The organism is Odoribacter sp. AF15-53 (genome assembly GCF_003479425.1).
Classification (GTDB): domain Bacteria; phylum Bacteroidota; class Bacteroidia; order Bacteroidales; family Marinifilaceae; genus Butyricimonas.
This window is the reverse complement of the sequence record NZ_QUHC01000015.1, coordinates 35,454-56,939: the sequence shown is the minus strand read 5'-3', so window position 1 is coordinate 56,939 and position 21,486 is coordinate 35,454. Positions and strand designations below refer to the sequence as shown.

Sequence of the window (21,486 nt, the reverse complement as noted above, 5' to 3'; positions counted from 1 at the left end):
GAAGATGACACAGTTTAATTTACACCCCCCGGTTTTATCGAATCACAGCTTTTTTGCAGGGATATATCCCACGGAAACACTAAAATTCCGGGGTCGAATTTATTCCCCGGAATCTATTATTATCATTATTCAAAAATTGCCGCTCCCTCAAACCGTGGGTTCAGGATGAACTTGCGCGTCTATTGCATTAACAAAATTTTTGACTCGTTCAAATAATTCTTCAACATCTGTTTTCTTGATAATCACGTCATTACCCTCTTTATCTTTGCAATTTCTGTGAACAATATCGTGCCTCTTATTCACCGCTTCCATCAACTCCTTAATATCACCTAAATCAATACCCAAAGCATCCCTATACATCCCCTTCACCTTCCCTAGATTGTGATAAATAATATCACGTAATGTTCTGAAAATAAACATATCTATCCCGTCCATCTTTTCATAAATCCCCTTGAACGAAATTTTCACATTCTCGAAATCCTTGAAGGTTTCCACGAACTTTCTCTTGTTTTCTTCACTTTCTAAAACACTTCTAATAAAAGTATCCGCTAAATATGCCTCCACGCTGGCGATCATGTTCACATAAAGCATCGGGAATAGGATATTTTGATCATTCTCGGACAATTTGTCAACCGTCACGATTAATCCCTCAACACTCGCCATCCTCTCGTGAAATAAGTCAATATATTTACGATCGTCTTTTATCTCGTCTTTTATCTCGTCAAACAAACTTCTATAATATGCCCGCTCATCGTAACCTTCTTCATATATCCCAACCAAATTTGCATCATCTAAATCACGAATTTCACCTATCCCACCATAAATACTCGAATGAAGAGTAATAGTATAAATTTTCTGACAACATGAACACAAGTGTTCATAATCATTATAAGTATCAGAATTATCCACGTCATCATAATTAGGCGACGGAATACGAAAGTTCTTCGTCTTTTGTTGGCTACCGCATTCAGAACACTCGAAGCACAAGGCAATGCAAGACTTGACAGGATCGTAGTCAAAACTAACCATATAAAAATATTATTGATTCAACATTACATAATTAACAAGTTCCTTGAAAGATAAAACGGGAAAGCCACGTGTCACTCGATCTTATCACGAACATCATCAAAAATAACAAATATTGCCGAACCTTAGCCTTTCCAAGATAGAAAATTTTCCATGTAATATTATTATTTCGGGCGAATCCGCTGACAGCGCGGACCGGGCTATCCGCGATACACGGTATCTTGCTCCTATCCCCAAGACAAGTTTCGCGGAAAACCCGAAGCACCCCCTCCGGGGGCAGAGCGGTAAGCAATTTGTGCTTGTTGTTTCCTTCCCGTTCCCACGTTGTCCCCTGTTTTATCATTAACCCTTCCCCGGTCATTCGCTCTCGGTTATGCAAAGGTTGTTACGGGATCGGACGCTCAAACAAGTTCAAGCCCTTGGTTTTCAAAAAAATCTCCACACCTCCTTATATTTCTCCCACGTGCCAGTCGGGTAGTATTTTTTTGAAAAATCTTGTTTTCCCTAATCCCTACACCTTTAGGGCATAACGAAAGCGAACGTCCGAGGAAGGGGTAGACTAGAGGCAGGGGACAGGGAAACGACAAGGGAAACAACGAAGCCCCGCCCTCGGTCGAAGTAGACAAGGATAGAACGCGAGTAGTTAGCCGATCGGGGGCTTTTCCCGACAACATAAAAAATTGAGTCATGGAAAATTTACAGGAAGCAGCTATTTATGTCGGGACGTATCATAAATACAATTGTGGTAGTATCGAGGGCAAGTGGATGAACTTATCGGATTATTCCGATAAGGAGGAATTTTTAGAGGCGTGCGGTGATCTGCATTCGGACGAGGAAGACCCGGAGTTTATGTTTCAAGATTGGGAAAATATACCGGAAGCATTTATTGGTGAATCGTGGCTATCGGAAAAGTTTTTCGAGGTTCGTGATAAAATGGATGAAATGGACGAAACAAAGCAAGAGGCTTTCTCTGCTTGGCTAGATTACTATTCATTCGATATAGCAAAAAAAGATATTGACGATTTAGTACGTGATTTTCAAGACCAGTATTTCGGGGAATACGATAGTGAAGAAGACTTCGCGGAAGAATGTGTTAGAACAATGGAAGATTTATCCGATTTCGCGAGAAGTTATTTCGATTACGAGGCATACGCCCGTGATTTGTTCATGGACGGGTATGATTACGTGGACGGGTATGTTTTCTATTGTCGTTGAACCGTGGGGGGCGATCCCGTCCCCCTTATTCCCAAACATTAAAATTCAATACCATGAAAACGAATCTTACATATAACGTGAAAGCCATTGAATATGAAACGTGTTGCTCTTGTATAGATATAATCACGTGGGAAGAGTTAATGAAAGGTGCGGTAAAGGCGAACAAGCGAGAAATCAACCGACTTGTCAAACGATTTGAACCTACATTTTATAATATGCTAGCGTTGAACTTTTACAACCCTTATCATTATTTCCGAACGGAAAACCACTTTGTCGTGGTTCATTCGGCAACCGAGTACTTTTTCAAAATTATTGAATGATGAAACGCTTTTTGAAAATCGGATGTTTAGGTGTGTTTATCGCATTTGCCATGATTTGCATACTAATGGAAACGGGTACGGGGGTACTAGGGGGGATAATTCTTTTCGTGCTGATTGTCCGTGTCCTGTTACGCTTGTTGAAACTCGTTCTCCACGTGATTGTTATATCCATACTTATTTTATTGATGTTAAACGTTTTAATCTAACACAACATGACAAGATTAACAGAAAAAGGAGTATCAACGACCCAAAACAAGGGCGAGGAAAAATACGAAAGGTTTTCTTTTCGTGACCGCCCACGCAAATTTTTCTATCAATATGATTATCGCCATACGGACGGGGAATTGTTTAGCTGTGTGAAACCCACCCTAAAAGAGTGCAGGGAGGCACGGGAAGAATGGATAAAAAACAAACAATCTAAATAATATAGCCATGAAAGAGAAAAAGAAAACACACCCCGAAATCGAGGACGTGAAACTAGAAAATTTAATCCGCGAAGTGTGCAATCGCCTTACAAATTTTACCCCCGCGGCAGAAACGACCGAGTTCTTCGTATCGGAAATTTTAAGGCTCGAAGACAAATGCGAAGAGGTTAAATGCAAATTAACGGATATATAACAGTTTAGATTATGCAAGCAGAAGATTTTATTCAATATAAAAACATTGTCCTCGAAATTAGAGAAGTGAAAAAAGACGGCTACAAGTGTTCCCTTTGTTTCGCGTTTAACAAAACCCGAAGATGTAAACATTTACCCTTGTGTTGGACGAAAGAAAAGACGTTCTATTTCGCAAAACTGTCCCCCTTTGAAATTAGAAGGGTAAAGAAAGCAGGAAAGAAAATCACGGACTACAAAGAATACATCTAGTAACGAAGAAAAACGGGAGGAAAAATAGCAACTTAACATCTAAATCACATAAAAAATGAAACAGGAAAATATACACGATTGGTTCGAACAGGCGAAAGACTTCGCCAAAGCCGAAAGGGAATTGGAAATCGAACACTGGATAAAAATATCGTTTCAGCTCCGAAGGGATTATGATAATTATGACACGTTACACGTTATTGACATTCCCCGGCAAATGCTTGATCGGTGGCGATGGCTAATTAATTGGAGATTGGCTAAAGCGAATTATGGAACAATACATAATACACGAAACCCAAAATAACTTATTCTTTGATCCCACCACTGATGAACGTTTGCAAAAAATCAAGGCAAAACTAAAACAGAAATACAAGAACGTGGAGGCTATGGGAAAAAAAGTGAAAGAAGAAGTTATTAAAAATAAGGTGGCATGATCGCAAAATCGAGCATTATCAACATTAAATCAACATTATCATGAAAAAACATATTATCAATAGGATGAAAGAAATCGTGAAAAACGAAAATACAACCGTATCCCAAGACTTCGAGGCTGACAAGAAAGACCTTAAATCATACAACGGAAATTTCCTTTGGGGATATTCCTCGAAAGGGACGAATCTAATTTGCTATAATGCACCATTCTCATATTTACAGGTAGAGAGTGTCAAGGATACAAAGAATTGTTACGTATGTGTCGGGGGCAAACTCCGCAAGGTTTCACGCGAGAAAGCCAAAACTATCGCGGCAGGCTTGTACTCACGTAACCATTGCGCCTAAATCATAATCAATTCAAATATTTAAAATTTAATACCATGAAAACAAAAGAATTTTTTCAACAAGTCAGTTTAAACGAGATTCAACCGAATGAAGCAAACGTGCGGGAATGTTTTGATAACGCGAGCATTCAAGAACTTGCCGATAGTATACAAAATAGCGGATTAATAAATCCGCTTACCCTTCGGGCGGTCGGGAAAAACCAATACGCCATTATTTGCGGCGAACGGCGTTTCCGTGCCGCCCAATTACTCGGTTGGAAATCTATCAACGCTTACATCAAGGATGTAACAGCGGAAGAGGCACAAGAATTGTGCCTAATCGAAAATATTCAGAGGGAAGATATTTCCCCTATCGAGGAAGCGAAAGCATACGAAAAGTTATTGCAAACGAGCGGGGAAATCAACGAGTTAATTTCCCGTACAGGAAAAAGCGAAAAATATATCCGTGTACGTTTAAAACTTAATCATCTTATTGCCGATTTCGCGGAGCTTCTTCAAACAGGAGAAATTGGTATCGGGGTTGCCGCGGTTATCTGTGAATATTCCGAGGAAATTCAAAAAGATGTTCATTCGAGATTTTTTGATAAAACTTCATATTCCAATTGGTTCAACTTGCCCCAAGAAGCCGTGAAAAAAAGAATCGAATCCAACTATACATCATGTTTAAAGGATTACAAATTTAATAAGCAAGAATGCGCCTCTTGTCCCCACAACACGGCAAATTTTTCGCTATTCTGTGAGGATAGCGGAAAATGCGTGAATCCAACTTGCCTACAAGAGAAAAACGCAAGCTACCTAACAGCCGAAGCCATCCGGATAAAACAAGAAAATCCGCTTGCCGTTCTCTGCAAACCCGTGTATAGTCAAACTAATGATACCGTGATTGAACGTCTTCTTTTACAAGAATACGAAATAAAGGACAACGCGAATTGTCGTTATTATCCGAATGAACCGAAACAACCCGATTTTTCCAACATTGAAACGGAAGAAGAAAAGGAACACCTCGCGCAACTTTATCAAAACAAAATGCAAGAGTATAACGAAAGTATTAAATTACTTGAACAGAAAGAAGAAGAAGGTTCTTTAACAAGATTCGTGGTGATTCAAGATAAAAATATCGTTTTTCAGTATCAAGAACATGAGGCGGAAAGTAAAGAAAATGAACTGCAAAAAGAACTTAAATCCCTTCAAGACAAGGACAAAAGAAATACAGAATTAAAAACGATCAACACGATCAAAGACACGAAGGCATTCATCGAAGCAAACGATATACCGCACTCTGAATTTTCAGAAAGCGAGGAAAAATATTTGTACTTCTTTCTTCTCGATGCACTCGACAGGAAGCATCATCAAGATTTAGGCGTTACTAAAGACACGTACTATGTTAGCGAGAATGAGAAAAAAGAAATCGTGGAACGAGGACTATCCGAAGAGCTAAAGACTATCATTAAAAGAGATTTTCTAGTGAAAGGGTTCCGTACCGCCTTCGGGAAAGGGGTTACTTCCGACTATTTTATAGCTTTCGCGAAAGAGCATTTCCATGATGACGTGGAAAAAATCGAACAAAAATACACGGAGGTGTATAACAAGCGTTTCAAGAAAATAAAAGAACAAATTGCCTCTATCAAGAAGCAACTAAAACAAGGAAAAAAGAAAATGCAAGAAGCGAGCAAGAAAGCCGCGTAATCTTATTTTTATTCTTATATTAGCATACTGAAAAAAATTACTTGACATGATAACGATAACACCATATTTAAAGAAAACTCCTGTTGAAAAGAATAACTATCCGGTTTTCTTTCGGTTAATACACGAGCGTAAAGCCCACTCGTTTCAGATCGGGATTAACATACCGGAAAACACGTGGGATGATAAGCAAAAAAATATTCGTGTTTCCGACGTAGAATCTTGGATGCAACAAGCGTTAATTAAGGTCGCGGAGAATATCACTTATGACTCTGTTAAAAACAAAGACGCTATTAATTTTGATGATATTCACGAGATTGTAGAAAAAATCAAAAACACTTTCAAAACACTGAAAAATCCGCTTGATATTATTAAATTCTACCCGAAAGGCTCCGTGGAAAGTATAAGACTTGAGGAAAGTTTGAATAAGATTCAATAATCCTTCAATTTATCGGTAAATGAACGAGCGTGGAAATATATTGGCCCGCTCGTTCATTTTGGGAGAGGGGAAGGAGAAAAAATTTCCGCCCGCGGCAGGAGCCGCGGGCGATTTCTCTTTACATCTTTCATACCTTTTCCACGTTCTTCTTCGTTAATCACTCCACCAAAGAAATTATCTTCAAAAATTTCATTATAATTTATGTCCCTTTTTTATTTCTCGTATTTTCCTTTCTTCCGGTAAAATGTGAAATCTACCACCTTCTAATTCCATAAATACATTTTTCCCCGAGGACGATTCTTTAATATGAAAAGGTTTACCTTGTAAAATTTCCTTTAACTCGTCTAACGAAAAATTCTCACCGCATCCCCATCGCCGTTCAAGCATCCTTGATAACGTGAACACGTTCACGGTTTCCCTTACTGATCGTGGCAACATGGAGGGGTATTTACTAAAATAATTAGGGTTATCCCGGTCAATAAAAAGACACAACTCCGGAGAAAAATAAGTATCTTTTAAGATAGGAAAGGCAAGAGGATTTTTTTCAAGAATAAATTCAGCAATCTCCTCATTCATAATCGCATCAGGTATATTTATCGCGTACATGATAGCATCTGCCTTATCCGTGCAATATTTTTGTAAGGTTTCTAAACATACATCTGAATATGGAACATTTGCAATCAACTCGTATTTCGGGATTAGCGCTGATAAGGCTTCCAGCGCGGCTCTGCAAACTTCTCTCGTTTTATCCTCGTCTTCTAATACTCGGAGCAAAAAAGGATCTATTTTGACTAATTCAAATAATTTGTCGTTTTCCATTCATTCTTTATTATGATTTGTAAAACTAAACGTTACTTTTTCCACTTGTCCAAAAGAATCTTCAATATAAATATCTATGCTTTGTTGATCTGTACTATTAGAGGTATAATACAAGCGAAATATCGTGTCCGAGAGTGGGTAGCGGTCATTTGGCGTAAATTCAATTTTATCGCTTGTTTTCAATACTCCCGTACCACTCGGCTGAAAATAACGAATGTAATATTTCGTGTCTTTATACTCACCCTCACGCTCTATCTGAAAACGGATTTCGATAGTTTCCCCCTTTTTAATTTGTGAAGGAACGGGCATTGTTTCGATAGTGAATTTATACACTTGCTGAATATCCAGCTTATCATTACAGGCAAATGTGCATGACGCAAATAATACTATTATATATATGTATCTCATACTTCTAGTAAAAAGGAGGGGGATTATTCCCCCTCGTATGAATAAATCTATTTAAGTTCTCCCGATGCATTTACCCCAGCAGCCCACTCCGTGACAGTTACGGATACATTACTCATAGTTAGCCCGGTACCTCCAAGGCTTAAAGTGTAAGTGTTGATTTTCGATTTCTCCCAAGTCCCGGCAGGAACCGAAAAGGTGAAGATTTTACCGTCGATCGTAAACGACATTGAAATCTCTTTGGCTTGAAAGTTCGCAGGAATAAGGGTAAAATCTAAAACCGCCGCTTGTGCATCCGTTGGGGCTGATGCCGTGATCGTGTACAACCCACTCGCGTTGGTTCGCGTGATCGTGTGCGCTGACGTTGTGGTTGCCGTTATTACTCCCGTGCTAATGTTTAACGTACCTTGTGCGCAAATCGTGTTGTTTGTACTACCGTTGATCGAGATTTCCGTGAGTTTTCCCGTTCCCGTGTAAGTCGATGCCTTAGAGATTTTGAAACGAACCTTAGTTAGGGCGTGCGACATTGTTATTGTTGCCGTGGGGCTTTTAGCGTTAATAGTGCCGGACGATTTCCCGTAGCAATAGTCTGCAACCGCAGAAGTAACATTTACCGGAATACTCGTTCCACTTGACACTGACGAGGAATAAGGAGTATAAGCGTAAATCGTTGCATTATTAGCCGAGAGATAAACCGGGGGTGTTAACACCCAACCGGAAGCACCTAAAACCGCTTTAACATTACTGTTCGCACTCGTGTTATCGTACACGTTCCCGATACTTCCAGTTGTAATGAATAATCCCATTTCCGTACTTGTTGGAAAAGAAGCCCTTGAGGTCATTGCTTCCAAATTGGTAGCTACTTCTAATTCGCTCCTTGCTGGCGTGACCTCTGCATCGGGTTTAGAACAACTCGTGCAAAATATTGCACTTACAAATACGGCGATAAAAAAATAAATTGTCTTCATAAAAATAGATTTTAGATTAATTAAAATAATAAGAGATATATAGATATTCAATTGTTATTGAACGTGAGATAGTATTCGTTTACCATACCCGGAATCCAAGTCGCTGGAGGAATTACATATTGATAATAACGATCATCTATGCGTGCCTCGAATATGATTTCAGCAGTGCGCATTCGGCACGGAAACACGAAAAAATCTACATTTCTATACTTATCCGTAAACCAAATATATCCTTGATCGTCAATCACGCTAATATGCGGACTACTGAGTACCGGATTTATGGATTGCGTGGAAAGACCAACATTTCCCCGGATACACAACGACGTGAATTGAGGATCGTTTCGCAGGCGTAATTCTGTCGCGAATACAGAACTTCCGGGAGCAGATTGTTTCAACCAAAACCGGGCGATCGTGAAAGGAGATTGCATCCGGATTAGCACTTTCGTCGAACTTTCGCTAACCTCGGTTTCACCCTGACCAAAAAGAAACGTCTTATCCTCTTCCGAATTTAAAGGGATCGAAAAATCTGTTCCCTCTTTATACGGGTAGTACGCTAAAACTTTTCCGGGAAATGATTTTAAAATTACGTCCTGATCCATTCTCCAACCGTCAATTGTCCTGACTACACGAATATTGCGATACCTTTCTTCCCCATCATAAATCGCTTCCATGTTTACGGATTCGACGATAAAAATGCCTATTTCACTACCAACTGGCAGCAAACTCGAAGAGGCTGAACGGGACAAATCGGATTCCAAGCTAATTTCTAAGCGTACGGAATTATCATTATTTATCTCTGTTTTTTTCGTGCAACTCACCAACAGAAAAATTGAAAAATATATTAATGTTCTCATGTCTGCTTGTTTTATGTATTTTCAATTGGTTATTGATAAATTGTAAGTGTAAATCTTCCCGCATTCCCAATTTATCGGGGGAATTTCAAAAGAACGTCGATCGGTTGGAGAGAAAACGACCTCTAAAATCATTTCTCCCGACAATACAGGCGTTGGAATTACGGTCATTGATATGCTATTGTCGTCATCAGGAAAATCACTTGAAATTTTATACGACGGGCTGAACGAAATAGAAACCGCATGCGCGCTAGGCAAAGCAGGTACTATCGAACTGTCTTTCATATCCACCTTTCCCAAAACAGATAGGTTTGTATAGCCTTCGTTATTTCTTAATGTTATATTCAGGATACTTGAATAAACTGTTTTCCCGGAAAGGTTTCTTATCTTAAACCGAATAACGGAATACATGTGTTGTAGTATAATATTAGCATTTGGGTTAAGATTGTTTATACCTTCGACCTTACCTAATAAAAAGTCCGGACTCGCCTTCGTTGTTACTCTCGTTGCACGAGGATCGGTAAAAGTTGTTTTGTAAGGCGAATACACGTATATGTTAGCCATCGTTGAACTTAACATGATGTCCTCGTCAAGTTCTAATCGTCCTCCGGCAACTACCGCGTGAATATTTTGATAAGCTACACCATTATAATTATTTTCTGGCGAATCTTCCGCGACATATATTCCTAACTCTGCACCATCAGGGAGCGTGTTTACTGCCCTCCTTAAAGACGCAATGCTTACGTTCAAAGAGATTGGAACATTTTCTGAAATATCCTTTCGGACACAAGAACATCCCAAACACATACATATTAATAATAAGCTTATTTTCATGATTAATTTTTAAAAGATTCTAACTCGATTTCATGATCCGGTTGATAGTCGGTCACGTGTACCTCTAATCCCAAAAGACCAAAAGTTATATCAATAGAAATAACTTGTATCCGGGATTCTGAAAATTCTAACTTGTTTGTAAGGTCAATCAAAACACGTTTTTTGTCCCCTTTTAGAAAAACATCTAATTCACATTCGCAACGAGTTAAGTCTTCAAATACCTGTATATTAGTAGAATAAATACTATCTTGTCTAACCGTTGCAAATACAGTCCGTACCCCGGTGATTTCATTGTATATATTCCCTTCGATATTCAGAATACTATCTTTCGCGGTCCCTTGCACTTTAACATACAGTGCTAAAGTGCGTGTATAGTCTTCACAATCTGTACAATCATTATGACACCCGCACCAACTCATTGCAATAGCCAAAAGACCAAATATTAATATTTTTCTCATAACTATTTAATAATAAATTTAATCCCTATGGAATATTCAAAATGAAAAGTTTTGACAGAGTTGATTAGTATTTTCTCTCTTGCGCGTAGAGATACGAGGAAACGATTTGTAATATAGGTTTCTAATTCGATCCCTAAGCAACCACCTCCCACGAATTTATTTTCATCTTTCAGGCTTGCCCCATCGCAAAAACTTCTCACGCCCCAGTTTATAGATTCATAACCCGCTAAAAACATCCCCCCAAGATTGAAAAATAAACTCTTCACTCGATTAGATAAAATATTTGTAAAGTATCCTCCAGAAATTAGGAATTGACAAACAGGAACAGCATTGCACTTGTAACAAAACGTTTTTTCCATGTATTCGACGCCAGCAGACCACTTGTTTTGGTTTTGAGAATATCGAAAAAAGGCTAGTCCTAAAGAATAATCCAAATTTCGATTCTTTATTAATGGATAACCGTCGCTCCATCCTCCATTTATTTCTATGCCCCATTGTTTCGGTAAACAACGCTGTGCAAAGCCCTCTATCGTACCGACAAACAGTACGATACACGTAAGTGTAATCATCTTTTTCATATTATCTCAATTTTAGATTCTCTATTGTTTTTGCGTTATAGAAATCCTCGCTCTCTATCTGTATAGTCAGATTTCTAGCTCCCCCTTTTTCTATTAATTGAACTATAAAAATTTTATCGCTTGATATAGTAAATTTCGGCAAAACGTATACTGCCCTAGCAATAGAATTTTCCTCAATTGTTCTTTGCTCGTTAAATGCTTTTACTGTATTTACTTGAATTTCTTGTCTTGCAGTCCTTTTTATCAGCCTTCGTTCCTGAATCATGAAACGAATATATTCCACGTCAAACGGGATATTCGAGTTATTTTTAATAACAATATGCACGAAAAACAAACCTTTATACACGAAAATGGATTTTACAAGCATCTGCATCGCGTACCGTTTACAACCAAGATACTTAATATCATTTTGATTGTTCTTGTAAATAGCCCTTGTAATTTTATCCACGACCGCGGGGGATACGTCATGTTCTCCTTCCACGAGTATATTATCATCCCGGAGTAGAATATTTAATCGCTTCGGCTTACTATTGTACCGTACAACGAAAGAGTAAAAATTTCCATCTTCCGTTATTACAGTGAAATTAGTTGCCTCGGTAAAGTTTTCTACCGCCGATTTTACCCGCAAAATGTTTTCCACCCCCGGAGCCTTAGCCGCTATTATATCCGAAGAACCCAAATCAACATAAGTGATCGCTGACGAGAAAATAACGTGTACCGTCTTCACATGGGAAACTTCCATTTCTATTTTTTTTATGGAATCCTGTTGCGTAAAACCGGAATAATTAAATGAGAATAAAAAGATTATTATAAATACAGTTTTCATCTTTACATCCTGTTAGTTAAATAGACCATGTAATTCCCAGTTAAAGTGATTTTTACTGTTTTTATCTTCTTACCCAAATAAGAAGCCGCATTTTGAATTACCCCCCTTGCGAGATCCGATGCTAACTGTTGCCCGGCAGAACCATTTAAATTTATAGAAGTACCTAAATTTCCAGTTAGAGCAGAAGCTGTTTCCTTCGTACTGTTAAGCTCTTGACTTCCCGGAACATTTATTCCTTCTAAGCCATCCATATCAAACACTTTTAATGAAATACTTATTATCTTGTTATCATATATTAGATTATCCACGGTGACTGTTAATCTTTTATCCCTCAACCTTGCAATCCCGGTAAGAAGAGTATTTCGAGGAATAATTATACTCCCAACTTGCATAGCTTCAAGTAATCGTAAAGAAACTTTCTGTACTCCCGTATTCTCCCCGAAAAAAAGAACCAAATCAGAGTAAACACACGCTTTTATTAGGGTACAAGTCGATTTTTCTACGCTAGAAAGTGAATAAAACCGACTGTTCGGGTTAGTGTTCCCCAGATGGGACACCACTCTGTTCGAGTTGGCGGCCCCAAGCCGGGACACCACCCCGTCCGATACTCCACACACGGGATTAACGTCCCTCTTGTTCTCTTCATTTACCAAGGTTACGGGTGACGTAGGCATGGCTGTTTCCGCGGCTTGCACGTTTAAATATCTCGCGGCAAGTTTATAAGATTCTTCCATCAATTCCTGTTGATTCGGTTGAGTCTGTATTCCCTGTAATTGTTGCTGTAATTGTTCAATTTGTCGCTGCAAATTTTCTTTTTCTCGATCTTCTTTATTAATGGGCTGATAAAAAGATTGCATCTCTTTCGTTAAATCTTTATATGTCGTTACCGAAGTAACTACACCTGTTGCCTGATCCTCTTTTTCTGGTAAAAGTGATAATGATTTACTCTCTTCTTCCCGTGCGGTAAGTTCAAAAGCATAATCCTCTAATGTCTTCCTCTCGTTTTGCTTCTGCCTAATATCTTCTGCCTCGTAAGCTGCCTTTTTATCATTCGTTATATTATCACCTTCCGACACGGGTATATTCACGTTATAACCATTCACCTCCTCAATATTATCCTTTCTTGTTGACGAAGGAACGAATATAAAATACATCACGAATATAAAGATCACGGCAAAAATAGGATACACGATTAACTTCTGCCTTTGAAGTCTTTGTTTAGGAGTTAATTGTTTCCCCTCTCCTTTGTTATTCCATTTCATCATACAATTCTTTATTTTGTTTTATAATTGGCACGGGATGAACATGTTCAATCTGTATGAACTTTCCATCTTTTTTACCAATCTGGTAGGCTGTAAATGCAATCGTGTAAAGAGAAGCCAAAAAGAATAAGGCAAATAGTATCACTGTCAAAACTATTTTTTGCATGGGAGAAAGGCAATTGCATAGCTTTCTTATATGCAAGTCTATTTTATCGGGTATTCGTTTAAATACTTTCATCGTTTTATTGTTTTAATATCTTCATTATTAGTTATCTCGAATTTCTCAATCATGTAAGCAAACGGGCTATTATCGGTTCTTACAGTATTCAGTAAATTACACCGGGTTACTAGATTGCGTTCTGTCACGCTTGTTTCACGAATAATAAGTTGTTTCGCGTAAGTAGTAACCGCATAAGGGTAGTGGTTAAAATTACATACGACACTATCAATCTGAATCTTTTGGTTAATATTTGCACTAATCATGCGATTGTAGTATCCCTTTGCCTCCAAGTCCTTATAACAATTATACACGCTACGATCTGCAAGAAATAAAGCCCGTCTTACGTTGCCCTCGATCGCTTGCTTGTCCGGCGCGATCGTGAAAAAAAGTTCATGAAACATACACACGTGCGCCCTCGCCTCTACCGGGCGATTCGTGGATAAATCTTGCGCTAAAGCAAGCATTAAAGATTTCCCCTGATCCAGCACGTAAATCTTCTGTCGTTGTGCTTCAGCGAAATTATAGGCGCTATACACGCTATATCCCGTTATTCCCGCACACGTGATTAAAAACACGATAACCACAAAACGAACTTGCTTAAAACTACTGTCAATATTTTTTAAACTCTTGAACATACTATTATTTTATTATTGTCCCGGCTATTTTTCCCGCCGTACTTCCTCCTAAAGAAGCTCCAGCATTTGCAGTATCATTCAAATGTTTTTGGTAATTACCAACACCACCACTTTTCACAATCCAGTCCGACACGGTTGGAACAAGGAAATACCCGAAAATGCCAATCAACATGAAAATAATATACACTCCACTACTCGCATCAGGTACAAATAACGGATCACTCAATGCAGCTATGTCTTTTTGCACCATAAGCACCTGTATCTTAGATAATAATGTACTAAAAAGATCGCACACGGGAAGCCACAAGTAAACAGAAATATACCTTGTAAGCCAATTGGTTAAGGATGCTTGCAGTCCTTCAAATGTGCTTATCGCGAAGACGATAGGCCCCAGTATTGATAGGACTACAAGAAAAAAGGTTCGGATCGTGTCTATTATCAAGGCTGCCGACTGGAATAGAAATTCCAAAAACGCCTGAAACGCATCCCTTACACCTTTGCGTAGTTCATATAATTGCCTCTCGATAGTCATTCCCATCATTGTCATCAAATCCGAGGGACTCCAACCCAATTGTTCCAATTCCTTATCATACGCCTCACTCGACACGATATACGCGGTTTCCGGGTTACGAACCATAGCCTCGTATTCCAAGCGATCTTTTTGTTTCCTGTATTCCGTTAAATCAAATACTTGCTTCGACAAAATCGAACTCGTACCCACGACAACAGGGGAAAGAACCCCATTTATCGCTTGCAGGACAAGCGGAAAAAACATAATACATAAACCAATACAGAAAGGTCGCAACAACGGGTAAACATCTATCGGTTCTACACGAGCGAGTGATTGCCAAACTTTCATAGAAATATAGAATAAGGCTCCTATTCCCGCGATAACACGTGCCACGTCTGCCATATCGCTACAAAGGGGCATCATTTCGTCATATGCGTTGCGTAACACTTGATGCAAATTGTCAAATCCTTCGCCTAATACCATATCTTATTTATTAATTACCAATATCTTTCATCACTTGTTGAATACAAGTTTAGGACTCTAGCTGTATCATTTTTCTTTTTTGATCGGAGCCAAGAAACTGAAATAGTCCGCCGGGTATAATAATTCACTAAATCCCGATAGTGTTTTACATCCCGGTAAACACGATCAATCAAGTCAAAACGCTCCTTATCCGTCATACTCAATTTTGTGATAGTCACAACGTTTTTCAATTCCAATAGCAGGTCGGTAGCCTCCTGTAATAAACGTGTATACCCAAAAGAAATAGCCTCTAACTCTCTTGTAGTAAAATTTTTATCCGTCAACATCCGTTTGTAGTTATTCACGAAAATATCAGAGATTTCCCCAACGAGAAGAACCGTTTTTTGTACCTTCCGGGCATCCTTCACCAAGTCACTCACGCTTTTTAGGGCATCGTAATACTTCTTACCTTGTTCGTAAAGTTTAACCGTTTCTTGAAAATTATTTATCATGTTTGTCGCAGTCGTGGAGGTATGCACGATTTGTTGGATAGAATTTACAATACTCTGCGTAACATTTGCAACATCTGTTACCGGAATTTGTGCCTTCACGAACATGGAAGAAAGCACAACACTTATAATTAATAATATCTTCTTCATACTATTTCCGAATTATGTTCCGTTTGCATTTTCTCGTATTCTCCCAATCCCCAAACTCTCAAAATATCGTCCTCATCAAGAGTTAATATTTCTTCTTTCAAAGCATTAATTTCCGGGATTACTTCCCCGTATTCGTTAATACATAAAATTGCTATTCTGTATTGACTATGATCTTTGTATATTAATAGCGATGGGCTTAGCTCTCGACTTCGCCAACACCCACAAACATCATCCAAATTCAATTCTGAGTTACCCGTTTGCTGATCTGCAAAATCAACCATTTCCTCTAAAGAAAAACCTTGTCGTTTTTCCGAACCATTTTGCTCTATTCGTGTCATTTTAAACATATTAAGATGATTAAATTAATTATTTTCCCGTTTTTCACGGGCAAGCTGTTTGATTGCTAATTCGATGTTTCCTAATTTTTCAGCACGTTGCTGTACTTCTAGCTTCTCTTGTTCTTCCGTCGTATAGGTTAGATATTCTTCTTCTGAAACTTCGGTTGCGTACACTGCCGACCGTGTTCCTCCCAAACTAATAAATACTTCTTTGTATTTTCTGCGAGAGTCATTTGCCATATTAACAGATAACACTTGTGCTTTTTCTTTTTCTGTCAATCCTAATAGGGATTGAATCTCTGTAAACTTGTTTAAGAATTTTCGTTGATCCAGTAAAATCTTTACATCGGAGTTATTAATAATAGATTGCTTTACAATCTTAGATGAAATAATATCGTCAATTTCCTGCGTGACAGTTACGGCAATTCCAAAGAACTTACGCACCGTTTTGTACAGGTATTTAATATATTCCTCCATTCCCCGGTTCATAAGAGCCTTCCACGCTTCCTCTATAATTATCATTTTTCGTTCTCCCCGGAGTCTACGCATTTTATTTATAAACATTTCCATAATAATTAAGGTCACGATTGGGAAAAGAATTGGATGATCTTTAATTGAATCGACCTCGAAAATCACAAATCGCTTATGTAATAAATCGAGTTTTTTATCCGAGTTGAGTAAAAAATGATATTCACCTCCCCGGTAGTAAGGCTCCAACACGTTTAAAAAATTGAAAATATCAAAGTCCTTTTCTCGGACTCCTTTTTCTCTTAAAAGTTCCTGATAATCTGTCTTCACGAAGTCATAAAACCCGTCAAAATCAGGCTCTAACGATTCATTTACTTTGATCCTGTTTATATATTCCGAGATAGCGTTGGAAAGTGCTACCTCTTCCGCTCTCGTGGCTGGCTCGGTATCCTTTTTCCACAAAGTCATAATGAGAGTCTTGATACTCTCCCGTTTTTCTATATCAAAAACTTTATCATCCGTAAAAAAAGGATTGAACGAGATTGGCGATTCATCCGAGTATGTAAAATATATACCGTCTTGCCCTCCTGTCCTTTTGTTAATCAAGTTACATAACCCCTTGTAGCTATTTCCAACATCTATTATAACAATATGCGTTGCCTGTTCCCAGTATTGTCTTACAATATGGTTCATGAGAAAACTCTTTCCACTTCCAGATCCCCCCACGACAAACATATTCCGGTTGGTTGTGATTCCTGCCCGAATAGGCTCGTCCGAAATATCCACGTGAATTGGTTTTCCGGCACGGTCACACATTTTAATACCGAACGGGCTAAGAGAAGATGTATAGTTTGTTTCTTCCGAAAAAAAGCATACCGCTTGCTCCAAGAATGTATAAAATGACTCTTCGGCTGGAAAATCGCCCGCGTTACCGGGTATTGCAGCCCAAAAAAGTGTCGCGGCATCGCTTGTATTATAACGAGCCTTACAGCCCATCGCGGTAATCTGACTACCGACCTCATTCTTAACCCGTTTTGAAACATTTTCACCCCAAGCCATAACATTCGCGTGACATCGTACCGCCGTGAGTCCTTTGGAGTGTGCCTCGTTTAAAAATAACTCAATCCACTCTCTATTTATTTGATTCGCTCGGCTATAACGGGAGAGTGAAAGCATCGTCCGTGCGGACTTTTCAAATTTGTGTAAAATTTCCGGGGTTGAATCCAAAAACACGTACTGATTATAGATATGGTTACAATCTAACAACAATCCCAAATTTCCACCAAACGAAAGAGCGCAGGAAGTTTGATCCGTCGAATATGCCTTATTCTCCGTGTCTGTACTGACGAAACCCGGCAAATCTTCCACGTCTGACAACGTGTGTAAACAAGTTATTTTATCTCCCACGCGTACATGATCCGTGTGTAACTTAATATCTTGTAAACTACCTGAGTCTGATAACGATAGATATTTTTCGATCAATCCCGTTGATTCCGGCGTTCCGATAATTTCATCCCCGGTTAATCTTGTCAACCTGATACACCCTGAATCATCCATTATTTTTTTAAACTGCTCCACGCTTTCACGAAAACAGGTAAAAGATTCTTTGTTTACTTCACCCGGGATAATATTTCCACGGCAAAGCGTGGAAAAGTTACTTTGTTGACGGGCTCGCTGTTTCGTTGTCTTCGTTAAATACAAATAACAACTATGCTCTAAATACGGACGTTCATTAAAATGTAGTTCCGACGAACGCTCTAAAAAAGTCATTTCTTTTTCAAAATCAGCTTCGTATTTTTCCTCGATAAACCAATCTTGCTTATGAACAATAGAATATTGAGGTAACACGCTAATAGCTTTTACCCAAGCACCGTGTATTTGTTCGTACTCGGCAGCCGTAATAGTAAATATTTCCGGTAACTCCACACGAAAACATACCGTAATGTCTGCATCCTTTGAAATTATACAATCATTTTCAACGGACAGCAAAGGCAATTTATTTTCTAGCGTCGTCGCTTTTAGTGTATTACGCATGATTTTGCTTAATAAAATGATGAATTAATTTCCGATTAATCAAGAAGCGAGGACGATGTTTATTCGCGAACAATTTCATTAACCCGTGTTCCCCGTACACCCTATTTAGCTTAAAAGTCAACCAAACCAACACGGAAGCGGCTATTAACCCGAACACGATACAAAATAAATTATTCACTCCAACCATAAACAATACTATAACCACAAAGAATATTGCCAAGAGTCCGACCGCAAAAATTAAAAGATACTGACTCTTCAATCCCCTGAACTCAACCGATTTACCCACGCCTTTATGAATTTGATATTTCATAATACCCTTTTTAAAGAAAAAATGATCGTAAGATCGTGGCTGACACGATAAGAAATATACAGGCTCCGAACCAACTGGCAGCGACTTTACTCGTGTCGGGGTCGCCCGCGCTAAACTTGTTAAATACCTTGACTCCCCCAATTAACCCGCAAACCGCACCTACTGCGAAAACCAATTTTGTAGCTGGATCGAAATAAGAAACGATCATAACCGTAGCTTCTTCAATTCCCGCAGAGCCGTTGCCTTGGGCAAATAAAGACCCGGCGATGCTAATAAATAGCATCGAAAAAAATATTCTTTTCATTTCCGATTTTGTTTTATGCCCCGGTATTGCCGTGGCTATGATTAATTATTTACCTGACTATCAAAGCATTAAAATATTAACCGTATTCTATTTCTTTCATAATTCACTACTATTCAATTTCAATACTATCTAACATATCTTCCATCTTTTCCCGATTTTCTTGAATCTGTTTCATGACCGAATCATACACCTCCGTGTTTTCACCAGTACTCTCTTCCTCTTTTATCACGTAAACAATTTCCTCAAAACGAATACCTCTCGCTACACCGGAATCCTCATCTTCATACTCTGCCTCTATTAAATCTTCTTCCAGCAGAACAGGTTCATTTTCTCCCTCTAATACAAATGTATTCTCAATATTCGCTTCTTTTGTGATCGGAAGTCCAATGCCTGTTTTTGTCCAAAATTGTCTATTATCAAACTTACTTTCTCCTATAATATCATTACAATTGTTCGATACTTGTTGATCTCTTTCTTTTTTCACGTCTGTATCATGTAAATAAATCCACAAATAGTAGATCGTTAAAATTAAAACGACCATGATTATCAAAATTATCATGGTTTCAATTTTGAAATTTGTTGTTCGATCATTTTAGAAATTTCATCACCAAACTGTTCAAAATGGACGTTCAAGATGTTATCAATAAAACCTCCCAATGTCAGCTTTGTACCCAGTAGCCTGATGAATGCCGATACTCGTAAATAATTATTCATGCTTATATACACGCCGTGCCTCTCTGACAAAGAATTTATCATCAAGAAAGTAGAAGAATAGTCCTTTTTTCGCCTTGATTTTACCTCAATCTCTTTTTCTTTTTGCTCGGAAACATCCTCCCCGGCAATCATTTTTTTCAACAGTAATTCGTTAATTTCATCTTTACTCATCGCACAACGATCTTTATAATTTCAGAAAATAGATTCTCAAGTCCACTACTTTTCACGAACTGACGAGAAGGAGCAAACAGCGTCGAACGAAATACTATCCTTTTATCGGCCAGTATTTCCTTTCGAAACCGCTTTGTATCCAAAATTTTATTATCTAATAGATTAAAATGTAGTTGTTGTATTATTCTATTGTACAAATCGTATAGATCATTTCTTTCTCTCGCATCAACTTGATTCCAAAACAAATAAAGATGTTTTAAGCGCATCTTTTCATCTTTAACAAACACATCATTCAATGTTTTGACAAACGCGAAACTACTCTCCAAAACTAAACGATCCCCAAGAAGAGGAACGAAAACATAATCCATCCCCGCCAAAGTTGCCAAAACACCATTACTCTGCACCGTTCCCGGTAGATCAAACAAAACTACATTATAGATAGTTTTAGAAGAATGTAAATACTCTTTTAACGTTCCAATAGCATTCTCCGGCGTACTTCGTAAAATCGGGAACGCTGTTTTTTCCTGAGTTTTCAATTGACTATAAGCAAGTCGTTTAAAATAAGAATCTTTCTCTATTAAATCTAAATCGCGTTTGCGCAAATTGTAAATACTGTATTGAGGGTAATCCGCATCAACCACAAGTACATTCAACCGTGTAAGATAATGTAGATAACTAGCCATTAAGACGGTCATAGAAGATTTCCCGCAACCTCCTTTTTGGTTCGCAAAACTTAAAAAAACTTGTTTCATATGCTTTGTTTTGAATTATTTTCAGAACAAAAGAATATTAAAAGAGCTTCAAAATAAAAGTTATTCCTTTTTTGTCCCTTTTTGTCCGATATTGTCTACCCTTCATTCATCCTTTCCACCAAACAATCATTCATTCGATGATTCAATAAATCAACATATCACTCAATCATCCGCTCACTCAATCATCCGCTCACTCACTCACTCAATCACTCAATCAATCAATCAATCAATCAATCAATCAATCTTTCCGCCAGTCCTCCATCCGATCATTCATCATATCAATTTACCTGCACGCAAGCATTTTCAATGGTGAAATTGGCAAATAACTGTTCGCTATTGGCAAACACAAAATACAGTGTTTCAAATCTCTAAACAGTAACTTCGAGCAAAACGATTCACAGTATCGACATGAAAAAAAAGACGGTAGATTCTTTAAAGCAAAATCCACAAGGAATTGGTTTTTATGTTCGAGAGAACATAGCAAGGTGTGTCTTTGTCCGACAAATATTCATTTGTCCGACAAAAACCCTTACCCGGCAGATAGCCGGGGTATTCACTCCGAAGTCGTAAATCCTAAAATAAAAA

At 38.3% G+C, this 21,486-nt stretch carries 30 protein-coding genes; 9 read left to right on the top strand and 21 right to left on the bottom strand.

Annotated elements, in window-relative coordinates:
• Positions 1–147: 147 nt before the first annotated feature.
• Positions 148–1,029, bottom strand: a complete 882-nt coding sequence (locus DWW52_RS19045; protein WP_118717341.1) for a HEPN domain-containing protein — start codon at positions 1,027–1,029, stop codon at positions 148–150.
• A 684-nt stretch (positions 1,030–1,713) separates the two neighbouring features.
• Between DWW52_RS19045 and DWW52_RS19035 the strand changes: the two genes are divergently transcribed.
• From DWW52_RS19035 to DWW52_RS18990, 9 genes are all read left to right on the top strand, one after another.
• On the top strand, positions 1,714–2,241 hold the full coding sequence (locus DWW52_RS19035) for an antirestriction protein ArdA (protein ID WP_118717337.1): 528 nt from the start codon (positions 1,714–1,716) through the stop codon (positions 2,239–2,241).
• A 53-nt stretch (positions 2,242–2,294) separates the two neighbouring features.
• Positions 2,295–2,561, top strand: coding sequence for a hypothetical protein (locus tag DWW52_RS19030; protein ID WP_118717335.1), 267 nt, complete (start codon positions 2,295–2,297; stop codon positions 2,559–2,561).
• Positions 2,561–2,767: a hypothetical protein gene (locus tag DWW52_RS19025; RefSeq protein ID WP_118717333.1), complete on the top strand. Its 207-nt coding sequence runs from the start codon at positions 2,561–2,563 to the stop codon at positions 2,765–2,767. The genes DWW52_RS19030 and DWW52_RS19025 overlap by 1 nt, the downstream gene beginning before the upstream one ends.
• 6 nt (positions 2,768–2,773) lie before the next feature.
• Entirely contained in the window at positions 2,774–2,986 is a 213-nt protein-coding gene (locus tag DWW52_RS19020; RefSeq protein WP_118717331.1) for a DUF3873 family protein, read from the top strand.
• Between the two features lie 496 nt (positions 2,987–3,482).
• Entirely contained in the window at positions 3,483–3,728 is a 246-nt protein-coding gene (locus tag DWW52_RS19005; protein WP_118717325.1) for a hypothetical protein, read from the top strand.
• Positions 3,694–3,858, top strand: coding sequence for a hypothetical protein (locus DWW52_RS21085; protein WP_158582671.1), 165 nt, complete (start codon positions 3,694–3,696; stop codon positions 3,856–3,858). The genes DWW52_RS19005 and DWW52_RS21085 overlap by 35 nt, the downstream gene beginning before the upstream one ends.
• A gap of 40 nt (positions 3,859–3,898) precedes the next feature.
• Positions 3,899–4,201, top strand: a complete 303-nt coding sequence (locus tag DWW52_RS19000; RefSeq protein WP_118717323.1) for a hypothetical protein — start codon at positions 3,899–3,901, stop codon at positions 4,199–4,201.
• A gap of 35 nt (positions 4,202–4,236) precedes the next feature.
• On the top strand, positions 4,237–5,886 hold the full coding sequence (locus DWW52_RS18995) for a ParB/RepB/Spo0J family partition protein (protein ID WP_118717321.1): 1,650 nt from the start codon (positions 4,237–4,239) through the stop codon (positions 5,884–5,886).
• Between the two features lie 46 nt (positions 5,887–5,932).
• On the top strand, positions 5,933–6,322 hold the full coding sequence (locus tag DWW52_RS18990) for a hypothetical protein (protein ID WP_118717319.1): 390 nt from the start codon (positions 5,933–5,935) through the stop codon (positions 6,320–6,322).
• Between the two features lie 192 nt (positions 6,323–6,514).
• Here DWW52_RS18990 and DWW52_RS18985 read toward each other — a convergent pair whose 3' ends face one another.
• The 20 genes from DWW52_RS18985 to DWW52_RS18890 form a co-directional block, all read right to left on the bottom strand.
• Positions 6,515–7,141, bottom strand: a complete 627-nt coding sequence (locus tag DWW52_RS18985; protein WP_118717317.1) for a hypothetical protein — start codon at positions 7,139–7,141, stop codon at positions 6,515–6,517.
• Positions 7,142–7,549 (bottom strand): DUF3872 domain-containing protein, encoded by a 408-nt coding sequence (locus tag DWW52_RS18980; RefSeq protein ID WP_118717315.1) that lies wholly within the window; start codon positions 7,547–7,549, stop codon positions 7,142–7,144.
• A 47-nt stretch (positions 7,550–7,596) separates the two neighbouring features.
• Positions 7,597–8,514, bottom strand: a complete 918-nt coding sequence (locus tag DWW52_RS18975) for a fimbrillin family protein (protein WP_118717313.1) — start codon at positions 8,512–8,514, stop codon at positions 7,597–7,599.
• A gap of 47 nt (positions 8,515–8,561) precedes the next feature.
• Positions 8,562–9,368: a fimbrillin family protein gene (locus DWW52_RS18970; RefSeq protein WP_118717311.1), complete on the bottom strand. Its 807-nt coding sequence runs from the start codon at positions 9,366–9,368 to the stop codon at positions 8,562–8,564.
• Positions 9,369–9,389: 21 nt separating this feature from the next.
• Complete coding sequence (locus tag DWW52_RS18965) at positions 9,390–10,199, bottom strand: fimbrillin family protein (RefSeq protein ID WP_118717309.1); 810 nt, start codon at positions 10,197–10,199, stop codon at positions 9,390–9,392.
• A gap of 2 nt (positions 10,200–10,201) precedes the next feature.
• Complete coding sequence (locus DWW52_RS18960) at positions 10,202–10,657, bottom strand: hypothetical protein (RefSeq protein ID WP_118717307.1); 456 nt, start codon at positions 10,655–10,657, stop codon at positions 10,202–10,204.
• A gap of 2 nt (positions 10,658–10,659) precedes the next feature.
• Entirely contained in the window at positions 10,660–11,235 is a 576-nt protein-coding gene (locus DWW52_RS18955; RefSeq protein WP_118717305.1) for a conjugal transfer protein TraO, read from the bottom strand.
• Position 11,236: 1 nt separating this feature from the next.
• Positions 11,237–12,061: a conjugative transposon protein TraN gene (gene traN / locus DWW52_RS18950; protein ID WP_118717303.1), complete on the bottom strand. Its 825-nt coding sequence runs from the start codon at positions 12,059–12,061 to the stop codon at positions 11,237–11,239.
• Between the two features lie 2 nt (positions 12,062–12,063).
• A complete protein-coding gene (traM, locus tag DWW52_RS18945; protein WP_118717300.1) occupies positions 12,064–13,326 on the bottom strand; it encodes a conjugative transposon protein TraM in 1,263 nt (420 codons plus the stop codon).
• Positions 13,310–13,561 (bottom strand): TraL conjugative transposon family protein, encoded by a 252-nt coding sequence (locus DWW52_RS18940; protein WP_118717298.1) that lies wholly within the window; start codon positions 13,559–13,561, stop codon positions 13,310–13,312. The genes traM and DWW52_RS18940 overlap by 17 nt, the downstream gene beginning before the upstream one ends.
• Positions 13,558–14,178, bottom strand: a complete 621-nt coding sequence (gene traK, locus DWW52_RS18935) for a conjugative transposon protein TraK (protein ID WP_118717296.1) — start codon at positions 14,176–14,178, stop codon at positions 13,558–13,560. Before traK ends, DWW52_RS18940 begins: the two co-directional genes overlap by 4 nt.
• 4 nt (positions 14,179–14,182) lie before the next feature.
• A complete protein-coding gene (gene traJ, locus DWW52_RS18930) occupies positions 14,183–15,172 on the bottom strand; it encodes a conjugative transposon protein TraJ (RefSeq protein ID WP_118717294.1) in 990 nt (329 codons plus the stop codon).
• A 14-nt stretch (positions 15,173–15,186) separates the two neighbouring features.
• Entirely contained in the window at positions 15,187–15,810 is a 624-nt protein-coding gene (locus DWW52_RS18925; RefSeq protein ID WP_118717292.1) for a DUF4141 domain-containing protein, read from the bottom strand.
• Positions 15,807–16,148, bottom strand: a complete 342-nt coding sequence (locus DWW52_RS18920; protein ID WP_148315410.1) for a DUF3876 domain-containing protein — start codon at positions 16,146–16,148, stop codon at positions 15,807–15,809. The genes DWW52_RS18925 and DWW52_RS18920 overlap by 4 nt, the downstream gene beginning before the upstream one ends.
• A gap of 24 nt (positions 16,149–16,172) precedes the next feature.
• Positions 16,173–18,650 (bottom strand): TraG family conjugative transposon ATPase, encoded by a 2,478-nt coding sequence (locus tag DWW52_RS18915; RefSeq protein WP_118717290.1) that lies wholly within the window; start codon positions 18,648–18,650, stop codon positions 16,173–16,175.
• Positions 18,643–18,960 carry a DUF4133 domain-containing protein gene (locus tag DWW52_RS18910; protein ID WP_118717288.1) on the bottom strand — a complete coding sequence of 106 codons (318 nt, stop codon included), beginning with the start codon at positions 18,958–18,960 and terminating at the stop codon, positions 18,643–18,645. Before DWW52_RS18910 ends, DWW52_RS18915 begins: the two co-directional genes overlap by 8 nt.
• A 10-nt stretch (positions 18,961–18,970) precedes the next feature.
• A complete protein-coding gene (locus DWW52_RS18905; protein WP_118717286.1) occupies positions 18,971–19,264 on the bottom strand; it encodes a DUF4134 domain-containing protein in 294 nt (97 codons plus the stop codon).
• A gap of 109 nt (positions 19,265–19,373) precedes the next feature.
• On the bottom strand, positions 19,374–19,748 hold the full coding sequence (locus DWW52_RS18900; RefSeq protein ID WP_148315409.1) for a hypothetical protein: 375 nt from the start codon (positions 19,746–19,748) through the stop codon (positions 19,374–19,376).
• A gap of 71 nt (positions 19,749–19,819) precedes the next feature.
• On the bottom strand, positions 19,820–20,149 hold the full coding sequence (locus DWW52_RS18895; RefSeq protein ID WP_118717282.1) for a DUF3408 domain-containing protein: 330 nt from the start codon (positions 20,147–20,149) through the stop codon (positions 19,820–19,822).
• Entirely contained in the window at positions 20,146–20,901 is a 756-nt protein-coding gene (locus DWW52_RS18890) for a ParA family protein (RefSeq protein WP_118717280.1), read from the bottom strand. Before DWW52_RS18890 ends, DWW52_RS18895 begins: the two co-directional genes overlap by 4 nt.
• Positions 20,902–21,486 lie beyond the last annotated feature (585 nt).

What these genes read in the sequence shown, in the direction of transcription:
- DWW52_RS18920 (WP_148315410.1), bottom strand. Translation starts at nt 16,148, where the DNA reads ATGACACGAATAGAGCAAAATGGTTCGGAAAAACGACAAGGTTTTTCT.
- DWW52_RS18895 (WP_118717282.1), bottom strand. Translation starts at nt 20,149, where the DNA reads ATGAGTAAAGATGAAATTAACGAATTACTGTTGAAAAAAATGATTGCC.
- DWW52_RS18905 (WP_118717286.1), bottom strand. Translation starts at nt 19,264, where the DNA reads ATGAAAAGAATATTTTTTTCGATGCTATTTATTAGCATCGCCGGGTCT.
- DWW52_RS18965 (WP_118717309.1), bottom strand. Translation starts at nt 10,199, where the DNA reads ATGAAAATAAGCTTATTATTAATATGTATGTGTTTGGGATGTTCTTGT.
- DWW52_RS18970 (WP_118717311.1), bottom strand. Translation starts at nt 9,368, where the DNA reads ATGAGAACATTAATATATTTTTCAATTTTTCTGTTGGTGAGTTGCACG.
- traN (WP_118717303.1), bottom strand. Translation starts at nt 12,061, where the DNA reads ATGAAAACTGTATTTATAATAATCTTTTTATTCTCATTTAATTATTCC.
- DWW52_RS19000 (WP_118717323.1), top strand. Translation starts at nt 3,899, where the DNA reads ATGAAAAAACATATTATCAATAGGATGAAAGAAATCGTGAAAAACGAA.
- traK (WP_118717296.1), bottom strand. Translation starts at nt 14,178, where the DNA reads ATGTTCAAGAGTTTAAAAAATATTGACAGTAGTTTTAAGCAAGTTCGT.
- DWW52_RS19025 (WP_118717333.1), top strand. Translation starts at nt 2,561, where the DNA reads ATGAAACGCTTTTTGAAAATCGGATGTTTAGGTGTGTTTATCGCATTT.
- DWW52_RS18955 (WP_118717305.1), bottom strand. Translation starts at nt 11,235, where the DNA reads ATGAAAAAGATGATTACACTTACGTGTATCGTACTGTTTGTCGGTACG.
- DWW52_RS18995 (WP_118717321.1), top strand. Translation starts at nt 4,237, where the DNA reads ATGAAAACAAAAGAATTTTTTCAACAAGTCAGTTTAAACGAGATTCAA.
- DWW52_RS19045 (WP_118717341.1), bottom strand. Translation starts at nt 1,029, where the DNA reads ATGGTTAGTTTTGACTACGATCCTGTCAAGTCTTGCATTGCCTTGTGC.
- DWW52_RS18940 (WP_118717298.1), bottom strand. Translation starts at nt 13,561, where the DNA reads ATGAAAGTATTTAAACGAATACCCGATAAAATAGACTTGCATATAAGA.
- DWW52_RS19005 (WP_118717325.1), top strand. Translation starts at nt 3,483, where the DNA reads ATGAAACAGGAAAATATACACGATTGGTTCGAACAGGCGAAAGACTTC.
- DWW52_RS18890 (WP_118717280.1), bottom strand. Translation starts at nt 20,901, where the DNA reads ATGAAACAAGTTTTTTTAAGTTTTGCGAACCAAAAAGGAGGTTGCGGG.
- DWW52_RS18985 (WP_118717317.1), bottom strand. Translation starts at nt 7,141, where the DNA reads ATGGAAAACGACAAATTATTTGAATTAGTCAAAATAGATCCTTTTTTG.
- DWW52_RS19035 (WP_118717337.1), top strand. Translation starts at nt 1,714, where the DNA reads ATGGAAAATTTACAGGAAGCAGCTATTTATGTCGGGACGTATCATAAA.
- traJ (WP_118717294.1), bottom strand. Translation starts at nt 15,172, where the DNA reads ATGGTATTAGGCGAAGGATTTGACAATTTGCATCAAGTGTTACGCAAC.
- DWW52_RS18990 (WP_118717319.1), top strand. Translation starts at nt 5,933, where the DNA reads ATGATAACGATAACACCATATTTAAAGAAAACTCCTGTTGAAAAGAAT.
- DWW52_RS19020 (WP_118717331.1), top strand. Translation starts at nt 2,774, where the DNA reads ATGACAAGATTAACAGAAAAAGGAGTATCAACGACCCAAAACAAGGGC.
- DWW52_RS18910 (WP_118717288.1), bottom strand. Translation starts at nt 18,960, where the DNA reads ATGAAATATCAAATTCATAAAGGCGTGGGTAAATCGGTTGAGTTCAGG.
- DWW52_RS19030 (WP_118717335.1), top strand. Translation starts at nt 2,295, where the DNA reads ATGAAAACGAATCTTACATATAACGTGAAAGCCATTGAATATGAAACG.
- DWW52_RS18975 (WP_118717313.1), bottom strand. Translation starts at nt 8,514, where the DNA reads ATGAAGACAATTTATTTTTTTATCGCCGTATTTGTAAGTGCAATATTT.
- DWW52_RS18915 (WP_118717290.1), bottom strand. Translation starts at nt 18,650, where the DNA reads ATGCGTAATACACTAAAAGCGACGACGCTAGAAAATAAATTGCCTTTG.
- DWW52_RS18980 (WP_118717315.1), bottom strand. Translation starts at nt 7,549, where the DNA reads ATGAGATACATATATATAATAGTATTATTTGCGTCATGCACATTTGCC.
- DWW52_RS18925 (WP_118717292.1), bottom strand. Translation starts at nt 15,810, where the DNA reads ATGAAGAAGATATTATTAATTATAAGTGTTGTGCTTTCTTCCATGTTC.
- DWW52_RS18960 (WP_118717307.1), bottom strand. Translation starts at nt 10,657, where the DNA reads ATGAGAAAAATATTAATATTTGGTCTTTTGGCTATTGCAATGAGTTGG.
- DWW52_RS21085 (WP_158582671.1), top strand. Translation starts at nt 3,694, where the DNA reads ATGGAACAATACATAATACACGAAACCCAAAATAACTTATTCTTTGAT.
- traM (WP_118717300.1), bottom strand. Translation starts at nt 13,326, where the DNA reads ATGATGAAATGGAATAACAAAGGAGAGGGGAAACAATTAACTCCTAAA.